Annotated in this window: 12 protein-coding genes; 6 read left to right on the top strand and 6 right to left on the bottom strand. The window is 63.2% G+C overall.

Features of this window, described 5'->3' with window-relative positions:
• The first annotated feature begins 42 nt into the window (after positions 1-42).
• Positions 43-2,442, top strand: a complete 2,400-nt coding sequence (locus tag BLV47_RS20850; RefSeq protein ID WP_092316676.1) for a sensor domain-containing diguanylate cyclase — start codon at positions 43-45, stop codon at positions 2,440-2,442.
• A gap of 42 nt (positions 2,443-2,484) precedes the next feature.
• Here the strand turns inward: BLV47_RS20850 and dacB are convergent, their stop codons facing one another.
• The gene (gene dacB, locus BLV47_RS20845) at positions 2,485-3,945 is read right to left on the bottom strand and encodes a D-alanyl-D-alanine carboxypeptidase/D-alanyl-D-alanine endopeptidase (RefSeq protein ID WP_060838302.1); all 1,461 of its coding nucleotides are present in this window, start codon (positions 3,943-3,945) and stop codon (positions 2,485-2,487) included.
• A gap of 234 nt (positions 3,946-4,179) precedes the next feature.
• On the opposite strand from dacB, the gene BLV47_RS20840 reads away from it, so the two are divergent.
• Complete coding sequence (locus BLV47_RS20840) at positions 4,180-4,524, top strand: YggL family protein (protein ID WP_047284881.1); 345 nt, start codon at positions 4,180-4,182, stop codon at positions 4,522-4,524.
• A 143-nt stretch (positions 4,525-4,667) separates the two neighbouring features.
• Here BLV47_RS20840 and BLV47_RS20835 read toward each other — a convergent pair whose 3' ends face one another.
• Positions 4,668-5,858 (bottom strand): benzoate/H(+) symporter BenE family transporter, encoded by a 1,191-nt coding sequence (locus BLV47_RS20835; protein ID WP_092316674.1) that lies wholly within the window; start codon positions 5,856-5,858, stop codon positions 4,668-4,670.
• A gap of 318 nt (positions 5,859-6,176) precedes the next feature.
• On the opposite strand from BLV47_RS20835, the gene BLV47_RS20830 reads away from it, so the two are divergent.
• From BLV47_RS20830 to BLV47_RS20820, 3 genes are all read left to right on the top strand, one after another.
• Positions 6,177-6,941, top strand: a complete 765-nt coding sequence (locus BLV47_RS20830) for a GntR family transcriptional regulator (RefSeq protein ID WP_011060203.1) — start codon at positions 6,177-6,179, stop codon at positions 6,939-6,941.
• A 187-nt stretch (positions 6,942-7,128) separates the two neighbouring features.
• Positions 7,129-8,079, top strand: coding sequence for a LysR family transcriptional regulator (locus BLV47_RS20825; protein WP_092316672.1), 951 nt, complete (start codon positions 7,129-7,131; stop codon positions 8,077-8,079).
• A 147-nt stretch (positions 8,080-8,226) separates the two neighbouring features.
• Complete coding sequence (locus BLV47_RS20820) at positions 8,227-9,060, top strand: nucleoside-binding protein (protein WP_092316670.1); 834 nt, start codon at positions 8,227-8,229, stop codon at positions 9,058-9,060.
• Between the two features lie 82 nt (positions 9,061-9,142).
• Here BLV47_RS20820 and guaD read toward each other — a convergent pair whose 3' ends face one another.
• From guaD to xdhA, 4 genes are all read right to left on the bottom strand, one after another.
• Positions 9,143-10,447, bottom strand: a complete 1,305-nt coding sequence (gene guaD, locus BLV47_RS20815; protein ID WP_092316668.1) for a guanine deaminase — start codon at positions 10,445-10,447, stop codon at positions 9,143-9,145.
• 23 nt (positions 10,448-10,470) lie between these two features.
• Positions 10,471-11,313, bottom strand: a complete 843-nt coding sequence (xdhC, locus tag BLV47_RS20810) for a xanthine dehydrogenase accessory protein XdhC (protein ID WP_092316666.1) — start codon at positions 11,311-11,313, stop codon at positions 10,471-10,473.
• 91 nt (positions 11,314-11,404) lie between these two features.
• Positions 11,405-13,804: a xanthine dehydrogenase molybdopterin binding subunit gene (gene xdhB / locus BLV47_RS20805; RefSeq protein ID WP_092316664.1), complete on the bottom strand. Its 2,400-nt coding sequence runs from the start codon at positions 13,802-13,804 to the stop codon at positions 11,405-11,407.
• On the bottom strand, positions 13,797-15,251 hold the full coding sequence (gene xdhA / locus BLV47_RS20800) for a xanthine dehydrogenase small subunit (protein ID WP_092316662.1): 1,455 nt from the start codon (positions 15,249-15,251) through the stop codon (positions 13,797-13,799). Before xdhA ends, xdhB begins: the two co-directional genes overlap by 8 nt.
• Before the next feature lie 266 nt (positions 15,252-15,517).
• Here xdhA and BLV47_RS20795 point away from each other — a divergent pair, with 266 nt between their 5' ends.
• Positions 15,518-16,177 carry a GntR family transcriptional regulator gene (locus BLV47_RS20795; protein ID WP_092316660.1) on the top strand — a complete coding sequence of 220 codons (660 nt, stop codon included), beginning with the start codon at positions 15,518-15,520 and terminating at the stop codon, positions 16,175-16,177.

Genomic DNA, 16,177 nt, shown 5'->3' with positions numbered 1-16,177 from the left:
TCCGGATGACACCCAAACTCGCTGGCGTGATGAGTTCTACTTATGCCGTTGCATGTGGTACGCCCGAAAATCCTGGGTTTCATTAGTGAAGATGTTTCGGCCTGGTTGGTGGCGGTGCTGGTGTTGCTCGCGGGCAGCATTCTCACCGGGCTCTTGGCCTGGTCCACCTACAACCTGAACCAGCAGCAGTTGCGCCAGCGCTTTCAGTTGCTGGCCAGCGAACGCTACAGCCGCATCGAAGAGCGCTTTCAAGACCAGGAGCAACGCCTGGACGGCTTGCGGCGTTTCTTTGTCAATTCCGATCATGTAACTCGCTACGACTTCGAGGGGTACGCCAAGCCTCTGCTGCGTCGGACTCAGGCCTATGCTTTTGCGCCGCTGGTCAGTCGTGCCCAGCGGGCGGATTTCGAGCAGGCGGTGCGCCGTGAGGGGCAGCCCGGATTCGCCATCGTGCAGCTCAATGCGGCGGGGCAGATGGAGCCGGCCGGTGATCAGGATGACTACGCGCCGGTGCTCTATAGCCAGACCCAGAGCCCGTTGGGCTCGCCCCTGGGGTATGACCTGCTGGCCCAGCCGCTGCGTCGGGCCACGCTGGAGCGTGCCCGGGTACTCAATGGCCTGGCGGTTTCGCCGCCCATGCATCTGGTGGCGGTGGATCCGGCCTATGCCCGCGGGGTGCTGCTGGCGGCGCCGGTCAGGCGCGCCCAGGATGACCCTTCGCCCCAGGCCAGGCCCTATGGTTTTGTGCTGGCGGTGATCAGCCTGCGGCAGCTGGTGGCGGACGGCTTGCCGGCCTCGGCCAGTGACAACCTGTCGGTGCGGATTCTCGATCTGTCCACCGAGGGCCAGCATGAGGTGCTGTATGAATCGAACAACCTGCCGGTCACCAGTCACCTGGGTGCCAGCCGTCTGCTGCGTCTGGCAGACCGGGATTATCAAGTGGAAATCCGCCCCAGCGCGGCGTTCCTGCATGCCAATCATTCTTCACTGACCAGTCTGGTGATCCTCGGCAGCTTGCTCAGCCTGCTGCTCAGCGCCTTGCTCTACGTGCTGGTGAGTCAACGGCAACGGGCCTTGGCCCTGGTCGAACAGCGCACCCGGGAGTTGCGCAGTCGCGAGCAGGAGCTGCGCGGAACCCACAGCCAGTTGCGCAGCGTGCTCAATGCCGCTACCCAGGTGGCGATCATCGCCACCGACCTGCGCGGGGTCATCAGCACCTTCAATGCTGGCGCCGAGCAGATGCTGGGTTACCGCAGCAGCGAAGCGGTGGGCCACCTGACCCTGGAAAGCCTGCACCTGCCTCAGGAGCTGGAAGCGTGGGCCCATAGCCTCAGTCAGCGCTATGGCAAGCCCATCGAGGTGTCCCGGGCGATGCTGGTGGAAGAGGGCATGGCCGGTGGGCATGAGGCCCGGGAATGGACCCTGGTGCGACGCGACGGCAGCCACCTGCAAGTGAACATGCTGGCGACTCCGGTGCTGGATGACCAGGGGCTGTGGATTGGCCATCTGGCCATCTGCATCGACATCACCGAGCGTAAGCGGGTGCATGAAGCCCTGGCGGCCAGGGACCGGTTGTTGAAAAAGCTCAGTGCCCATGTTCCCGGTGGCATCTACCAGTTCAAGCTGGATGCCGATGGCCATGCCAGCTTTACCTACGCCAGCGATGGCATTCGCGAGATCTACGAGATCGAGCCGCAGGTGCTGCAGGAGAATGCCGCAGCGGTGTTTGAGCGGATCCATCCCGAGGATGTGCAGCGGGTACGCGAGTCGATCCGGATTTCCGCCCAGCAGTTGAGTCCCTGGCGCGAGGAATACCGAGTCTGCCTGCCGCAACGCGGGCTGCGCTGGATGCGCGGGGCGGCGACCCCGGAAAGCCTGAGTGGCGGCGGGGTTCTGTGGCACGGCTATATCTCGGACATCTCCGATCTCAAGCGGGTCGAGGAGGAACTGCGGGCCTTGTCGGTCACCGACTCGCTGACCGGGATTCACAACCGGCGCTATTTCCAGGAGCAGTTGCAGAACGAAATGCAGCGCCTGGAGCGCGGCGGGGGCGAAATGGCGGTGATCATGCTGGATGTCGATCACTTCAAGCGGATCAACGACCAGTACGGTCACGGCGTCGGCGATCAGGTGCTGCGCGGGCTGTGCGAGCGCATTGGCCGGCGGCTGCGACGCACCGATGTGTTCTGCCGTCTGGGGGGCGAGGAGTTCATGGTTCTGTGTCGGGACACCAACGCCCGACAGGCGCTGGTCCTGGCCGAGGAACTGTGGCAGGGCTTGCGCAGTTCGCCGATCGCGCCGGTGGGCAGGGTCACCGCCAGTTTCGGTGTTGCCAGCTGGCGCGAGGGCGAGGGCGCGGATGGCCTGCTGTTGCGGGCCGACTCCGGGGTCTACGCCGCCAAGCAGGCCGGTCGCGACCGGGTTCAGGCCGAGTTGCCCTGAACGGCGACGGCGGCGCGGGGCAGCCGCCGTCGGCCCGGGGCGTTACAGCGGCGAAGCGCTGGTGGCCAGTTTTGGTTGGCGATACAGATCCAGCAGTACCTGATCCAGCACCGAAGAGGCACCGAACGGCCGTGGATCATTGAGGATGGCAACCACCGCCCAGGTGTTGCCGTTGTCATCGCGGCTGTAGCCGGCAATGGCGCGGACGGTGTTCAGGGTGCCGGTCTTGATGTGGGCTTCACCGGACATGGCGGTGCGCTTGAGGCGCTTGCGCATGGTGCCGTCCATGCCGGCAATCGGCATCGAACTGATGAATTCGGCGGCGTAGGGACTCTTCCACGCGGCTTGCAGCAGGCCGGCCATTTCCCGGGCGCTGACCCGCTCGGCGCGGGACAGGCCGGAGCCGTTCTCCATCACCAGGTGCGGCGCGGTGATGCCTTTCTTCGCCAGCCACTGGCGCACTACGCGCTGGGCAGCCTTGGCGTCATCGCCATCGGCTTCATTGCGGTACTTGGCGCCCAGGCTCAGGAACAACTGCTGGGCCATGGTGTTGTTACTGTACTTGTTGATGTCGCGGATGATTTCCGCCAGGTCCGGAGAAAAGGCCCGGGCCAGCACCTTGGCGTCCTTGGGCACCACCGCCAGGCGGTCCTGGCCCTGGATGCTGCCGCCCAGTTCGCTCCAGATCGCCCGCACCGCGCCGGCGGTGTAGGTGGCGTGGTCCAGCAGCGACAGGTAGGTCTGCGAGCTGCAGCCATCGCCCAACTGACCGCCGACGGTGACGATCACGCTGCCATCGGCCTGGGTCACCGGGTTGTAGCGCACGTCACCGGTGCATTGCTTGGTGTTGACCGCCTTGACCTGATTGTCGATGCGAATCTTGGCGATCGGCGGCTCCACCGATACCAGCACCCGCCCGGAATCGTTGCGGGCAACGAAGCGCAGGGCCTTGAGGTTGACCATCAGCGCATCGGGCTTGACCAGGAACGGTTTGTTCTCGTCGTTGCCGTCGTCATTGAATTCCGGCAGTTGCGGTTGCACGAAGTAGTTGCGATCCAGCACCAGGTCGCCGGTGACTTGCTGCACGCCATTGGCTCGCAGGTCGCGCATCAGCAGCCAGAGCTTTTCCATGTTCAGCTTGGGGTCGCCGCCGCCCTTGAGGTACAGGTTGCCATTGAGGATGCCGCCGCTGAGGGTGCCGTCGGTGTAGAACTCGGTCTTCCACTGGTGGGTCGGGCCGAGCATTTCCAGGGCCGCGTAGGTGGTGACCAGCTTCATGGTGGAGGCCGGGTTGACTGACACATCGGCGTTGAAAATCGTCGGGGTGCCCGGGCCGTTCAGGGGAATCATCACCAGCGACAGGGCGTTGTCCGGGAGTTTGCTGGCTTTGAGTGCTTGTTGGACCTTGGGTGTCAGGGTGGTATTGACCGGAGCCGCGGAGGCAGGGAAGGCCAGGGGGAGGAAAACACTGGCCAGCAGAAGAGGACGCAACGATTTGATCATGTGAAATGGAACCCTGCAGTCGAGGGGAAAAAAGGCGAGGGCATGCAGATAAAATCCCTCAGTGGTCATGAAAGTGTCGGCATTATGCCCCAAGGTATAGCGGCTTGTGCCGTGCCACGGGCCGCCGGGGCGGTATTTTTTTTACCAATGGCACGACCGCGTCCTCATAGAGTCAGGCAATCGCCCGCCTAAACTGGTAAAGTGCCGCCCGTTATTACTTATGAGGATTGTTCCATGGCCACTAACCGTTCCCGCCGTCTGCGCAAAAAACTCTGCGTAGATGAATTTCAGGAGCTGGGTTTTGAGCTGAACCTGGATTTCAAAGAAGATCTGGCTGACGAAGCTATTGACGCTTTCCTCGACGCATTCCTCAAAGAAGCGATGGAAGCCAACGGCCTGGGCTATGTAGGCGGCGACGACTTCGGTCTGGTTTGCCTGAGCAAGCGTGGTTCCGTGAGCGAAGAGCAGCGCGCCACCGTTGAAGCCTGGCTCAAGGCACGCACCGAGCTGACCAACGTTGAAGTCAGCCCGCTGCTGGACGTCTGGTACCCGGACAACGCGATCAACCCAGTCGCGTGATGTCATGCATGAGCGGCCCGTCCGGGCCGCTCATGCGTTGCTGTCCTGCCTGGGCGGCCTGTCGAATTTTCCCTTGTGTTTCTTGCCTCTGCCACGGGCCAGCCCCGGGTTTTGTCGTGGGCGCTATTGGCCGGTGAAGCCCTTCAGGCACTGCGCCAATTCAGAATCATCAAGGTGATCACCCCGGCGACAATCCCCCAGAACGCCGAGCCAATGGAAAACAGCGTCAGCCCCGAGGCCGTGACCATGAAGGTGATCAGCGCCGCCTCGCGCTCCTTGACTTCACTCATGGCAATGCTCAAACCGTTGATGATCGAGCCGAACAGGGCCAGGGCGGCGATGGACAGCACCAGCTCCTTGGGCAGGGCCGCGAACAGCGCGGCCAGGGTCGCGCCGAAGACCCCGGCAATGCCGTAGAAAACCCCGCACCACACTGCCGCGGTGTAGCGCTTGGCGTGATCTTCATGGGCATGGGGCCCGGTGCAGATGGCGGCGCTGATGGCCGCCAGGTTGATGCCGTGGGAGCCGAATGGCGCCAGTAGCAGCGAGGCAAGGCCGGTGGCGGTGATCAGCGGTGAGGCCGGAACCTGATAGCCGTCGGCCCGCAGCACGGCGATCCCGGGCATGTTCTGCGAGGTCATGGCCACTACGAACAGTGGGATGCCGATGCTGATGGTAGCGGCCAGGGAAAAGTGCGGCGTGGTCCAGACCGGGGTCGCCACTTCCAGATGAAAGCCGCTGAAGTCCAGCAAGCCCATGGCGCCCGACAGGGCCGTGCCGATCAGCAGCGCCGCCAGTACCGCGTAGCGTGGCGACAGGCGCTTGACCACTAGGTAGGTGAAGAACATCCCCAGGACCAGACCAGTGCGATGCTGGGCGGCGACGAAGATCTCGCTGCCGATCTTGAACAGGATCCCCGCCAACAGTGCGGCCGCCAGGGAGGCGGGGATCCTTTTCACCAGGCGCTCGAAGCTGCCGGTGAGCCCGCACAGGGTCACCAGCACGGCGCAGGTGATGTAGGCGCCGGCGGCTTCGCCGTAGGTGACGCCGGACAGGCTGGTGATCAGCAGGGCGGCGCCCGGTGTCGACCAGGCAATGGTGATCGGGGTGCGATAGCGCAGTGACAGGCCGATGCTGCAGATCGCCATGCCAATGGAAATGGCCCAGATCCACGAAGAAATCTGACCGCTGGTCAGGCCGGCGGCTTGTCCGGCCTGGAACATCAGCACCAGCGAACTGGTGTAGCCGGTCATCATGGCGATGAAACCGGCCACGATGGCTGAGGGCGAAGTGTCCGCCAGGGGGCGTAATTGCGCGGGGGTGGCGTCGGACATTACTGCTATTCCTTGTTCTTGAAAGACACAAAACCCACGTCCAGCGAACATCGCTCGAATCATGCGCGAGCAATGGGCCAGTGAAGGGGTTCAGGGTTCAAGCCTAAACTTAAAAGCAACTTTGCATTGCAATACAGCCGTGACTACAAATAGCCGTACAGTCGCTGAAAGAGTGCGGGGATCCTTAACACTTTTTATTAATGATCCCCAGTGGTTGTGTACAATGTGCCCCTGTTTTAACGCGATACTTGCCAGCGACCCACCGTGGCGTATTACAGTCACGCCGAAATCGCCGCAGTCCTCCCGACCCGAGTGCCCATGAACGAACAGTTGCAACCTCTCAAGAAACAACCGCGAGCAGGCAAAGCCGGTCGCAGCGGAACCCAGGACGATATTGTCTACGCGCACATCTTTGAGGCCATCCTCGAGCAGCGCCTGGCGCCCGGCACCAAGTTGAGCGAGGAGGCGTTGGGAGAAATATTCGGAGTCAGTCGGACCATCATCCGTCGCGCCCTGTCGCGCCTGGCCCACGAAGGCGTGGTGCTGCTGCGGCCCAATCGTGGCGCGGTGGTAGCCAGCCCGAGTGTCGAGGAAGCCCGTCAGGTGTTTCTCGCCCGGCGCCTGGTGGAGCGGGCCATCACCGAGCTGGCGGTGCAGCACGCCACCGCCGAGCAACTGCTGGAGTTGCGGCAGATGGTCAACGAGGAGCGCGACAGCTTTTCCCGGGGTGATCGTGGCGCCGGCATCCGCCTGTCCGGGGAGTTCCACCTGAAGCTGGCCGAGGCGGCGAAGAATGCACCGCTGATCAGCTTCCAGCGCAGCCTGGTGTCCCAGACCTCGCTGATCATCGCCCAGTATGAAAGCGGCAACCGCTCCCATTGTTCCTACGATGAGCACACGCAACTGATCGACGCCATCGAAGCCCGGGATGGCGAGCTGGCGGTGAACCTGATGATGCATCACATGGATCACATCGACAGCAAGCTCAATCTCGACGAGGAAAGTGCCTCGGACGACTTGCACGCGGTGTTTTCGCACCTGCTGCAGACCAAGAAGCCGGGACGTCCAAGCGCCAAGCTGTAGCCTGGATCCGCTCTGAAAATCCCCCGCTGCGCGGCTCGCGCAGCGGGGGATTTTTGTTTGGCCTCGGGTTTGCCGGTGGATTCGGCAGATTGTTTTAACTTTGCTAAAGTATTGTATACAGTGCCTGCTTCAATGCGCATGGCAGGCGAGCCCGTGCGCCTCTGGTCCTGCGCAAGGAGCCTGCGGCATGAGCGGCAGAACGCTACGTATTCATTCCTCCGCCATCCATTACTTCGACATGGTGCGGCGCTGCCATTCGATTCGCGAGGCGGCCCGGCGTCTGAATGTCGCGTCTTCGGCGGTGAACCGGCAGATTCTGAAGATCGAGGATGAAATCGGGGCGCCGCTGTTCGAGCGGTTGCCCGGTGGCCTGCGCCTGACCCTGGCCGGAGAGATCCTCAGTCGCCACGTCAATCTGGTGTTGCAGGATCTGGAGCGAGTGCGCCTGGAGTTCGATGCCCTGCGTGGCTTGCGCAGCGGGCACGTCGAGATCGCCACCGTGGAGGGCGCCACCGTGGACTTGCTGCCCTCGGTGCTCAAGCGCATGCGCGAGCACTATCCGCAGGTGACCATCGGCGTCACGGTGCAGGGGTCGCAATCGATACCCCTGGCCTTGATCAACAGTCGTGCCGACCTGGGACTGGCCTTTGCCTTGCCCCGCGCACCGGAGATTCGCCAGTTGAGTGTCGGGCATTTTCGTCTCGGGGCCCTGGTCAGTCCCGACCATCCCCTGGCGGAGCGGGGTAGCGTCAACTTCGCTACCTGTGCCGAGCACGGGCTGATCCTGGCCAAGAGCGAGCTGTCGATCCATCACCTGCTGGCGCCGCTGCACAAGCGCCTGGGGCTGCTGGACAAGCCGCCGTTGCAGAGCAACTCCATGGAGCTGGCGCGGCAGATGGCCCGGCACAACATGGGCGTGGCGTTCCAGACCCGGGTCGGGGTCGAGGCCGACCTGGGCAAGGGCGAACTGGTGCACATCCCCCTGAGCGATCAGGGCGGGATCTACAGCGACCTGGGACTCTACGCCCGCAGCGGGCGCGAACTGCCCAGCGCGGTGGAGGCACTGGCTCATCTGCTCAGCGAAGAGATCGCCATTCGCGAACGGGCCGAGCGGGTCTTTGGCCAGCCGGTGCTCTGAGTCCATGGTTACAGGTGCTGTTGCCGTTTTGGCAGCGCCCTGGTCGATATTCTGTTCTTTGGGCCCTGTGGCGCTTGTGCCGATACTGCGTGCGGTCGGCAGCCAGCGAAGCTGCCTAACGCCACACCGCCACAGGACATAATAAAAATGAAAAAGGCATTACAAGGCGCAACCCTGCTGATGACATTGATTGGAGCAGGGGAAGCGGCCGCCCTGGAGTGGATGAACAACAGCGTCGGCTTTCGGTACGGCAAGGAGTTCACCAACCCGAACAACCCGCACTACATCAGCAAGCGCATCTACAGCTTCACCCACGCCAGCGGTTACCAGTACGGCAGCAACTACCTGCACCTGGACGTGCTGCTCTCCGATAGCGACGATCCGCGCAAGGGCACCAACAAGGGCAGCAGCGAAGTCTACGGCGTCTACCGCCACCAGCTCTTTGCCTCCCGGGTCCTGGATACGCCCCTGGGCACCGGCCTGATCAAGGACTACGCGCTGACCCTGGGCTTTGACGCCAGCCGCAACAACAACCTGGGATCGGCGAAGAAGCGCGCCCTGGTCTTCGGTCCGACCCTCAAGTTCAACACCGTCGGCGTGCTTGACCTGAGCTTGCTGTACTACAAGGAAAGCAACCATTCCGGCATCCCCGGTGCCAAGGATCCGGACCACACCTTCGATGACACCTACCTGCTGAACCTGGCCTGGATGCGACCTTTCGAAGTCGGCAGTCACGCGGCCAAGTTCCAGGGTTTCATCAACTACACCGGGGAAAAGGGCCACGACTACAACTACCGCGATACCGCTCCGGAAACCCTGCTGCGCAGTTCGCTGATGGTCGCCGTGCTGCCGGGCAAGAGCGTCAAGCCCAACCTCTATCTGGGCGTCGGGTACGAGTACTGGCACAACAAGTTCGGGGTGGACGGCGGACGGGGGACGCGCACCAGCGCGCCGACCCTGAACATGGAAGTGACCTTCTAGCCGACGCTGCATCGCGGTTCGGCCAGGCATGAAAAATCCCCCGTTCGCGGATTGGCGAGCGGGGGATTTTTTGTGCACGGGCTTAGCGTTGGTGGACTTGCCGACCGGCGGCGTAGGTCTGCAGCACCGTGCGGTCATCCCCCAGGGTCATCAGCACGAACAGGGTTTCGGCGATGTTGTTGGTCTGCTTCAGGCGGTAGCTGAGCAGCGGCGTGGCGTGGTAATCGAGGACCACGAAGTCGGCGTCGGTGCCAGGGTGCAAGGTGCCGATCCTGTCCTCCAGGCGCAACGCCCGAGCGCCGCCCAGGGTTGCCAGGTACAGCGATTTGAACGGGCTCAGGCGGGCGCCTTGCAGTTGCATGACCTTGTAGGCTTCGTTGAGGGTCTGCAGCAGCGAGAAGCTGGTGCCGCCACCGACGTCGGTGCCCAGGCCGACGTTGAGCTTGTGCTTTTCCGCCATCGGCAGGTTGAACAGGCCGCTGCCGAGGAAGAAGTTCGAGGTCGGGCAGAAGGCCACGGCCGAGCCGGTCTGCGCCAGGCGCGCGCATTCCTCGTCGCACAGGTGCACGCCGTGGGCGAACACCGAGCGCTCACCCAGCAACTGGTAGTGGTCGTAGACGTCGAGGTAGCCCTTGCGCTCCGGGAACAGTGCCTTGACCCATTCGATTTCCTGCAGGTTTTCACTGATGTGGGTCTGCATGTAGAGGTCGGGGTACTCGGTCAGCAACTGGCCGGCCAGGGTCAGTTGCTCCGGGGTACTGGTCGGCGCGAAGCGCGGAGTGACGGCGTAGTGCAGGCGGCCCTTGCCGTGCCAACGCTCGATCAGTGCCTTGCTTTCCTGATAGCTGGATTCGGCGGTGTCGGTCAGGTAGTCCGGGGCGTTGCGGTCCATCATCACCTTGCCGGCGATCATCCGCAGGTCGAGTTTCTCGGCGGCTTCGAAAAACGCGTTGACCGACTGCGGGTGCACGCTGCCAAACACCAGGGCGGTGGTGGTGCCGTTGCGCAGCAGCTCCTTGATGAAAATCTCCGCCACTTCATCGGCGTGGGCCTGGTCGGCGAACTGGCTTTCGCAGGGGAAGGTGTAGGTGTTCAGCCAGTCCAGCAATTGCTCGCCGTAGGCACCGACCATGCCGGTTTGGGGCAGGTGGATGTGGGTGTCGATGAAGCCAGGAGTGATCAGGGCATCCGGGTAGTGCTCGACCTGCACCTGGGCGGGCAACGTGGCCAGCAGTTCGCTGGCGTGGCCGAGGGCACTGATCCGGCCGTCCTCGACCACCAGCAGGCCGTCTTCGAAATACTCGTAGGAGGCTTCGATGCCGACTTCGGCCGGGTCGGCGATGCTGTGCAGGATGGCGGCTCGGTAGGCTTTGCGCGTTAAAGGCATGGGGATTCTCGGTGTGTGGCGTTTCAGTTCGAGGCCTGACTGCGGCGCGAAGCCGGCAGCAGTTTGGCAATGGGTTCGGCGCTGGCGCTGGGCTGGCCGAAATGGGCGTTATAGGTGGCGATGATCTCACCGGCGATGGAGATGGCGATTTCCACGGGCAACTTGCCTTTGACCTCACCCAGGCCCATCGGGCAGCGCATGCGTTGCAGGGTGGCGGCGTCAAAACCGCGGTCGCGCAGGCGATGCTCGAACTTGACCCGTTTGGTCTTCGAGCCGATCAGGCCGAAATAGGCAAAGTCGTTGCGCTTGAGCAGGGCGGCGGTCAGCTCCAGGTCCAGTTGGTGATTATGGGTCATGACGATGCAGTAGCTGCCCGGAGGCAGGTTGTCGATTTCTTCCACCGGCTCTTCACTGACGATCTTGTGCACGCCTTGGGGAATCTGTTCCGGGAACTCCTGTTCCCGGGAATCGATCCAGCGCACCCGGCAGGGCAGGCTGGCCAGTAGCGGCACCAGGGCGCGGCCGACGTGTCCAGCGCCGAACACGGCGATCTGCGCCTGTACCTGGCCCATGGGTTCGAACAGCAGCACCGTGGCGCCGCCGCAGCATTGGCCGAGGCTGGCGCCGAGGCTGAAGCGCTCCAGGTGGGTGGCCTGCTTGCCGGCGGCGAGCATCTCCCGGGCGATCTGCATGGCTTTGTATTCCAGGTGGCCGCCGCCGATGGTGTCGAAGGCCCGGGTGGCGCTGACGACCATCTTCGAGCCGGCATTGCGCGGCGTCGAACCGAGCTCTTCGATGATGGTCACCAGCACGCAGGGTTCTCCCAGGGTCTGCAGGTCGGCGAGGGCGCTGATCCAGTTGTACATGTTCACCTCGACATCTTGGTGTCTGTCCGGGTCTTCGCGGGCAAGCCCGCCCCCAAGGCTGTTGCAGGAGCAGGCTTGCCCGCGAAGGCCATTACAGCGGTGCCAGTTCGGCTGGCTGCTCCGCGGCGCTGGTTGCCTGCAAGCGGCGCATCTGCTCGCAGCCCCACAACACCCGTTCCGGAGTCGCCGGTGCATCGATCTGGGGCTGGTGACGGTAGTCGCCGAGGCTGGCCACCGCGTCCTTGATCGCGCACCAGGCGGCGATGCCAAGCATGAACGGCGGTTCGCCCACGGCCTTGGAGTGGAACACCGTGTCTTCCGGGTTCTTGCGATTTTCCACCAGCTTGACCCGCAGGTCCGCTGGCATGTCCGCCACCGCCGGGATCTTGTAGCTGGCCGGGCCACAGGTCATCAGCTTGCCCTTGGCGTTCCACACCAGCTCCTCGGTGGTCAGCCAGCCCATGCCCTGGATGTAGCCGCCTTCCACCTGGCCGATGTCGATGGCCGGGTTTAGCGAGGCGCCGACGTCATGCAGGATGTCGGTGCGCAGCATCTTGTACTCGCCGGTCAGGGTGTCGACTATCACTTCGGCACAGGCCGCGCCGAAGGCGTAGTAGTAGAACGGCCGGCCCCGGGCCTGGGCGCGATCGTAGTAGATCTTCGGAGTCTTGTAGAAGCCGGTGCTGGACAGCGACACCTGGGCGAAGTAGGCCTGCTGGATCAGCTCCTCGAAGGTCAGGATATGCTCGCGGACCCGCACGTGGCCGTTGTGGAACTCTACGTCTTCCTCGCTGACCTGATACTTGCGCGCGGCGAATTCCACCAGGCGGTTCTTGATGGTCTGCGCGGCATTCTGCGCGGCCTTGCCGTTGAGATCGGCGCCACTGGAAGCGGCGGTGGGCGAGGTGTTGGGCACCTTGTCGGTGTTGGTGGCGGTGATCTGTACCCGCCCGATGTCCACCTGGAACACCTCGGCCACCACTTGCGCCACCTTGGTGTTCAGACCCTGGCCCATTTCCGTGCCGCCGTGGTTCAGGTGGATGCTGCCGTCGGTGTAGACGTGGATCAGCGCGCCGGCCTGATTGAGGAAGCTGGCGGTGAAGGAGATGCCGAATTTCACCGGGGTCAGCGCCAGGCCCTTTTTCAGGATCGGGCTGTTGGCGTTGTACAGGCGGATGGCTTCGCGGCGTTCAGCGTACCGGCTGCTGGCTTCCAGTTCGGCGGTCATTTCCTCGAGCATGTTGTGCTCGACGGTCTGGTAGTAGTGGGTGACGTTGCGCTCGGTCTTGCCGTAATAGTTGGCCTTGCGCACTGCCAGCGGGTCCAGGTGCAGGTGGCGGGCAATGGCGTCCATCACCTCTTCGATGGCGACCATGCCTTGCGGGCCGCCGAAGCCGCGGTAGGCGGTGTTCGACGCGGTGTTGGTCTTGCAGCGATGGCCGTTGATGGTGGCGTCGCCCAGGTAGTAGGCGTTGTCGGCGTGAAACATCGCCCGGTCGACAATGGACGCCGAGAGGTCCGGCGAGCAGCCGCAGTTGCCGGCCAGTTCCAGCTGGATGCCGTGCAGGCGCCCGTTGCTGTCAAAACCCACGTCGTATTCGATGTAGAAGGGATGGCGCTTGCCGGTCATCAGCATGTCTTCGACCCGCGGCAGGCGCATCTTGGTGGGCTGGCCGGTGAGGCGGGCGATCACTGCGCACAGGCAGGCGGGGCTGGCGGCCTGGGTTTCCTTGCCGCCAAAACCGCCGCCCATGCGCCGCATGTCGACCACGATCTTGTTCATCGACACGTCGAGCACTTCCGCCACCAGCTTCTGTACTTCGGTGGGGTTCTGGGTCGAGCAGTAGACGATCATGCCGCCGTCTTCGGTGGGCATCACCGAGGAAATCTGGGTTTCTAGGTAGAAGTGTTCCTGGCCGCCGATATGCAGGGTGCCCTGGATACGGTGTTCGGCGCTGGCCAGGGCGCCGGCCGAGTCGCCGCGTTGATGGGTGTGGCTGTCCAGCACGAAGTGGCGCTTGCGCAGGGCTTCGACCACATCCAGTACCGGCTCCAGGTCTTCATATTCGATGATCGCGGCCATGGCCGCCTTGCGCGCGGTTTCCAGGTCGCGGGCGGCTACCGCCAGCACCGGCTGACCGACGAACTGCACGGTATCGATGGCCAGCAGCGGGTCGCCGGGCAGCAGCGGGCCGATGTCCTTGAGGCCGGGAATGTCTTCATGGGTAATGGCGATGCGCACGCCCTCGAAGGCGTAACAGGGGGCGGTATCGATGCTGATGACCTTGGCGTGGGCCCGGTCCGACAGCCGCGCGTAGACGTGCAACTGATTGGGGAATTCCAGGCGGTCATCGATGTACACGGCTTCACCGGACACGTGCTTGTCGGCGCTGTCGTGTTTGACGCTGCGGCCAACGCCGGTGCTTAGGTCCTGTTGAAACAGGGCGCTCAGTTCGGCTTGAGTCTGCTCGACCTTGTGATGATTAGACATAAGCGGTCACCCGGGTTTCGATGTGCGGTGTTTGCAGTTCGACGAAGTATTTGCGCAGCAGGTTCTGTGCGCTCAACAGGCGGTATTCCTTGCTCGCGCGAAAGTCCGAAAGCGGTGTGAAGTCTTGCGCCAGCGCGGCACAGGCACGTTCGACCGTGGCCTGGTTCCAGGGGGCGCCCAGCAGTGCGGCTTCACAGCTTCGGGCGCGCTTGGGAATGGCCGCCATGCCGCCGAAGGCGATGCGCACATCGCTGACCACGCCGTTGTCGATGCGCAGGTTGAAGGCGGCGCAGACCGCGGAAATATCATCGTCCAGGCGCTTGGACACCTTGTAGGCGCGGAACAGTCGCTCGGCGCTGGCCCGGGGCACGATGATCTTCTCGATGAACTCGCTTTCCTGGCGGGCGGTGACCCGGTAGTCGATGAAATAGTCTTCCAGGGCCAGGGTGCGCCGCACTTCGCCCTTGCACAGAACGATCTGCGCGCCGAGGGCAATCAGCAGCGGCGGCGAGTCGCCGATGGGCGAGGCGTTGCCGATGTTGCCGCCCAGGGTGCCCTGGTTGCGGATCTGCAGCGAAGCGAAGCGTTGCAGCAATTCGCCGAAGTCCGGGTATTCGGCGCGCAGGGCGTCGTAGCAGTCGGTAAGGGCGGTGGCGGCACCGATTTCCAGGCGATCGTCGAAGCGTTCGATGCGCTTCATCTCGGCAATGTTGCCGACGTAGATCATCACCGGCAGGGTGCGATGGAACTGGGTCACTTCCAGGGCCAGGTCGGTGCCGCCGGCCAGCAGCCGGGCTTGTGGGTAGGCGTCGTAGAGGTCGGCCAGGTCGGCCACGGTCAATGGCACCAGGCAGCGTTTGTCGCCGCTGTTGAGCTCGCCGGTGTCCTTGGGGGTGATGGCCTTGAGGCGGCTGATGGTTTCGGCCTGGCGCGCGTCGAACTGGTCGCTCTGCCCGGCGCCGCAGGCCTGCTCGGCGGCAGCGAGGATTGGCCGGTAGCCGGTGCAGCGGCACAGGTTGCCGGCCAGGGCTTCATGGGCCTTGTGGGCGTCGGGCTGGCTGCTGTTTTTTTGCAGGGCGAACAGCGACATGACGAAGCCCGGGGTGCAGAAGCCGCATTGCGAGCCATGGCAGTCGACCATGGCCTGCTGCACGCTGTGCAGTTGCCCCTGGTGCTTGAGACCCTCGACGCTGATCAGTTGCTTGCCGTGCAGGGCGGAGACGAAGGTCAGGCACGAGTTGAGGCTGCGATAGCGAATGCTTTCGCGGCCTTGCGCATCCGTCTGCAACTCGCCCACCACCACGGTGCAGGCGCCGCAGTCGCCGCTGGCGCAGCCTTCCTTGGTGCCGGATTTGCCCAGGTGCTCGCGCAGGTAGTTGAGCACGGTGAGGTTCGGGTCCAGGGCGTGCTCGCTACGGAGTTCCTGGTTGAATAAAAACTGGATCACGGAAGGCCTCGCAGACTCTTTATTGTTGTTAAGCGAACTGAGCCGAATTTAGTCATGTCTGACTTTTCGGTCAATGATTTTCTGACTTTCAGGTCAGGAATTTTCCATGCTCAACATTCCAAGTATGAACGGCATTTGAGAAACCCCTTGATTGGCATCCTTCTGCTTGTTTCATGCCAAATTCCCCTGTCGAGGCACTCCGCGATGATGTAGCAATTGCGCTACACTTCGCCGCTTGTGCCGATTAAAGATTTTGAAGGAAAACCATGACGTTCAAGGCGCCGGACAGCCTCGCCGAGCAGATTGCTCACCACCTCGCCGAACGTATCATTCGCGGGGATCTCAAGCCTGGGGAGCGTATCCAGGAACAGAAGGTCACCTTGGCCCTCAATGTCAGCCGTGGTTCGGTCCGCGAGGCCTTGCTGATTCTCGAGCGTCGCCATCTGATCGCCATCCTGCCGCGTCGTGGCGCCCATGTGACCGAGCTCACCGAGCACAAGGTCCGCAGTCTGTGCACCCTGATGAGCGAGCTGTACATCCTGCTGGGCAATTCCGTGGCCAGCGGCTGGGTGCAGCAGAGCGACATGGCGCCGTTCCTGCAGATCCAGCAGCGTCTGGAGAGTGCCTACGAGCGCCAGGACATCCGCGCTTTCGTCGAAGACAGCTTCAGCGTGATGCGGGCGGCCTATCCCTTTGCCAACAATCCGTACCTGCAGGAAACCGTCGAGAACCTGCAGCCGGCGATGAGCCGGGCCTATTACCTGGCACTGGATCAGCGCAAGGCCTCGATGAGCGAGTACCTGGCGCTGTTCGAGCAGTTGCTGGCTGCGGTACTGGCTCGTGATCTGCAGGAGATCCGCCAGGTGTTGACGGCCTACGCCCAGCGCAGCAGCGATCTGGTGGTGTCTGCGTTGGCGGATGCGTAA

This window comes from Pseudomonas saponiphila (assembly GCF_900105185.1).
Taxonomy (GTDB): domain Bacteria; phylum Pseudomonadota; class Gammaproteobacteria; order Pseudomonadales; family Pseudomonadaceae; genus Aquipseudomonas; species Aquipseudomonas saponiphila.
The sequence above is the reverse complement of the archived record's forward strand: the minus strand, read 5'-3'. Positions and strand labels throughout refer to the sequence as shown.

Coding starts and splice junctions, on each gene's coding strand:
- BLV47_RS20850 (WP_092316676.1), top strand. CDS start 43: ATGCCGTTGCATGTGGTACGCCCGAAAATCCTGGGTTTCATTAGTGAA.
- dacB (WP_060838302.1), bottom strand. CDS start 3,945: ATGATCAAATCGTTGCGTCCTCTTCTGCTGGCCAGTGTTTTCCTCCCC.
- BLV47_RS20840 (WP_047284881.1), top strand. CDS start 4,180: ATGGCCACTAACCGTTCCCGCCGTCTGCGCAAAAAACTCTGCGTAGAT.
- BLV47_RS20835 (WP_092316674.1), bottom strand. CDS start 5,858: ATGTCCGACGCCACCCCCGCGCAATTACGCCCCCTGGCGGACACTTCG.
- BLV47_RS20830 (WP_011060203.1), top strand. CDS start 6,177: ATGAACGAACAGTTGCAACCTCTCAAGAAACAACCGCGAGCAGGCAAA.
- BLV47_RS20825 (WP_092316672.1), top strand. CDS start 7,129: ATGAGCGGCAGAACGCTACGTATTCATTCCTCCGCCATCCATTACTTC.
- BLV47_RS20820 (WP_092316670.1), top strand. CDS start 8,227: ATGAAAAAGGCATTACAAGGCGCAACCCTGCTGATGACATTGATTGGA.
- guaD (WP_092316668.1), bottom strand. CDS start 10,447: ATGCCTTTAACGCGCAAAGCCTACCGAGCCGCCATCCTGCACAGCATC.
- xdhC (WP_092316666.1), bottom strand. CDS start 11,313: ATGTACAACTGGATCAGCGCCCTCGCCGACCTGCAGACCCTGGGAGAA.
- xdhB (WP_092316664.1), bottom strand. CDS start 13,804: ATGTCTAATCATCACAAGGTCGAGCAGACTCAAGCCGAACTGAGCGCC.
- BLV47_RS20795 (WP_092316660.1), top strand. CDS start 15,518: ATGACGTTCAAGGCGCCGGACAGCCTCGCCGAGCAGATTGCTCACCAC.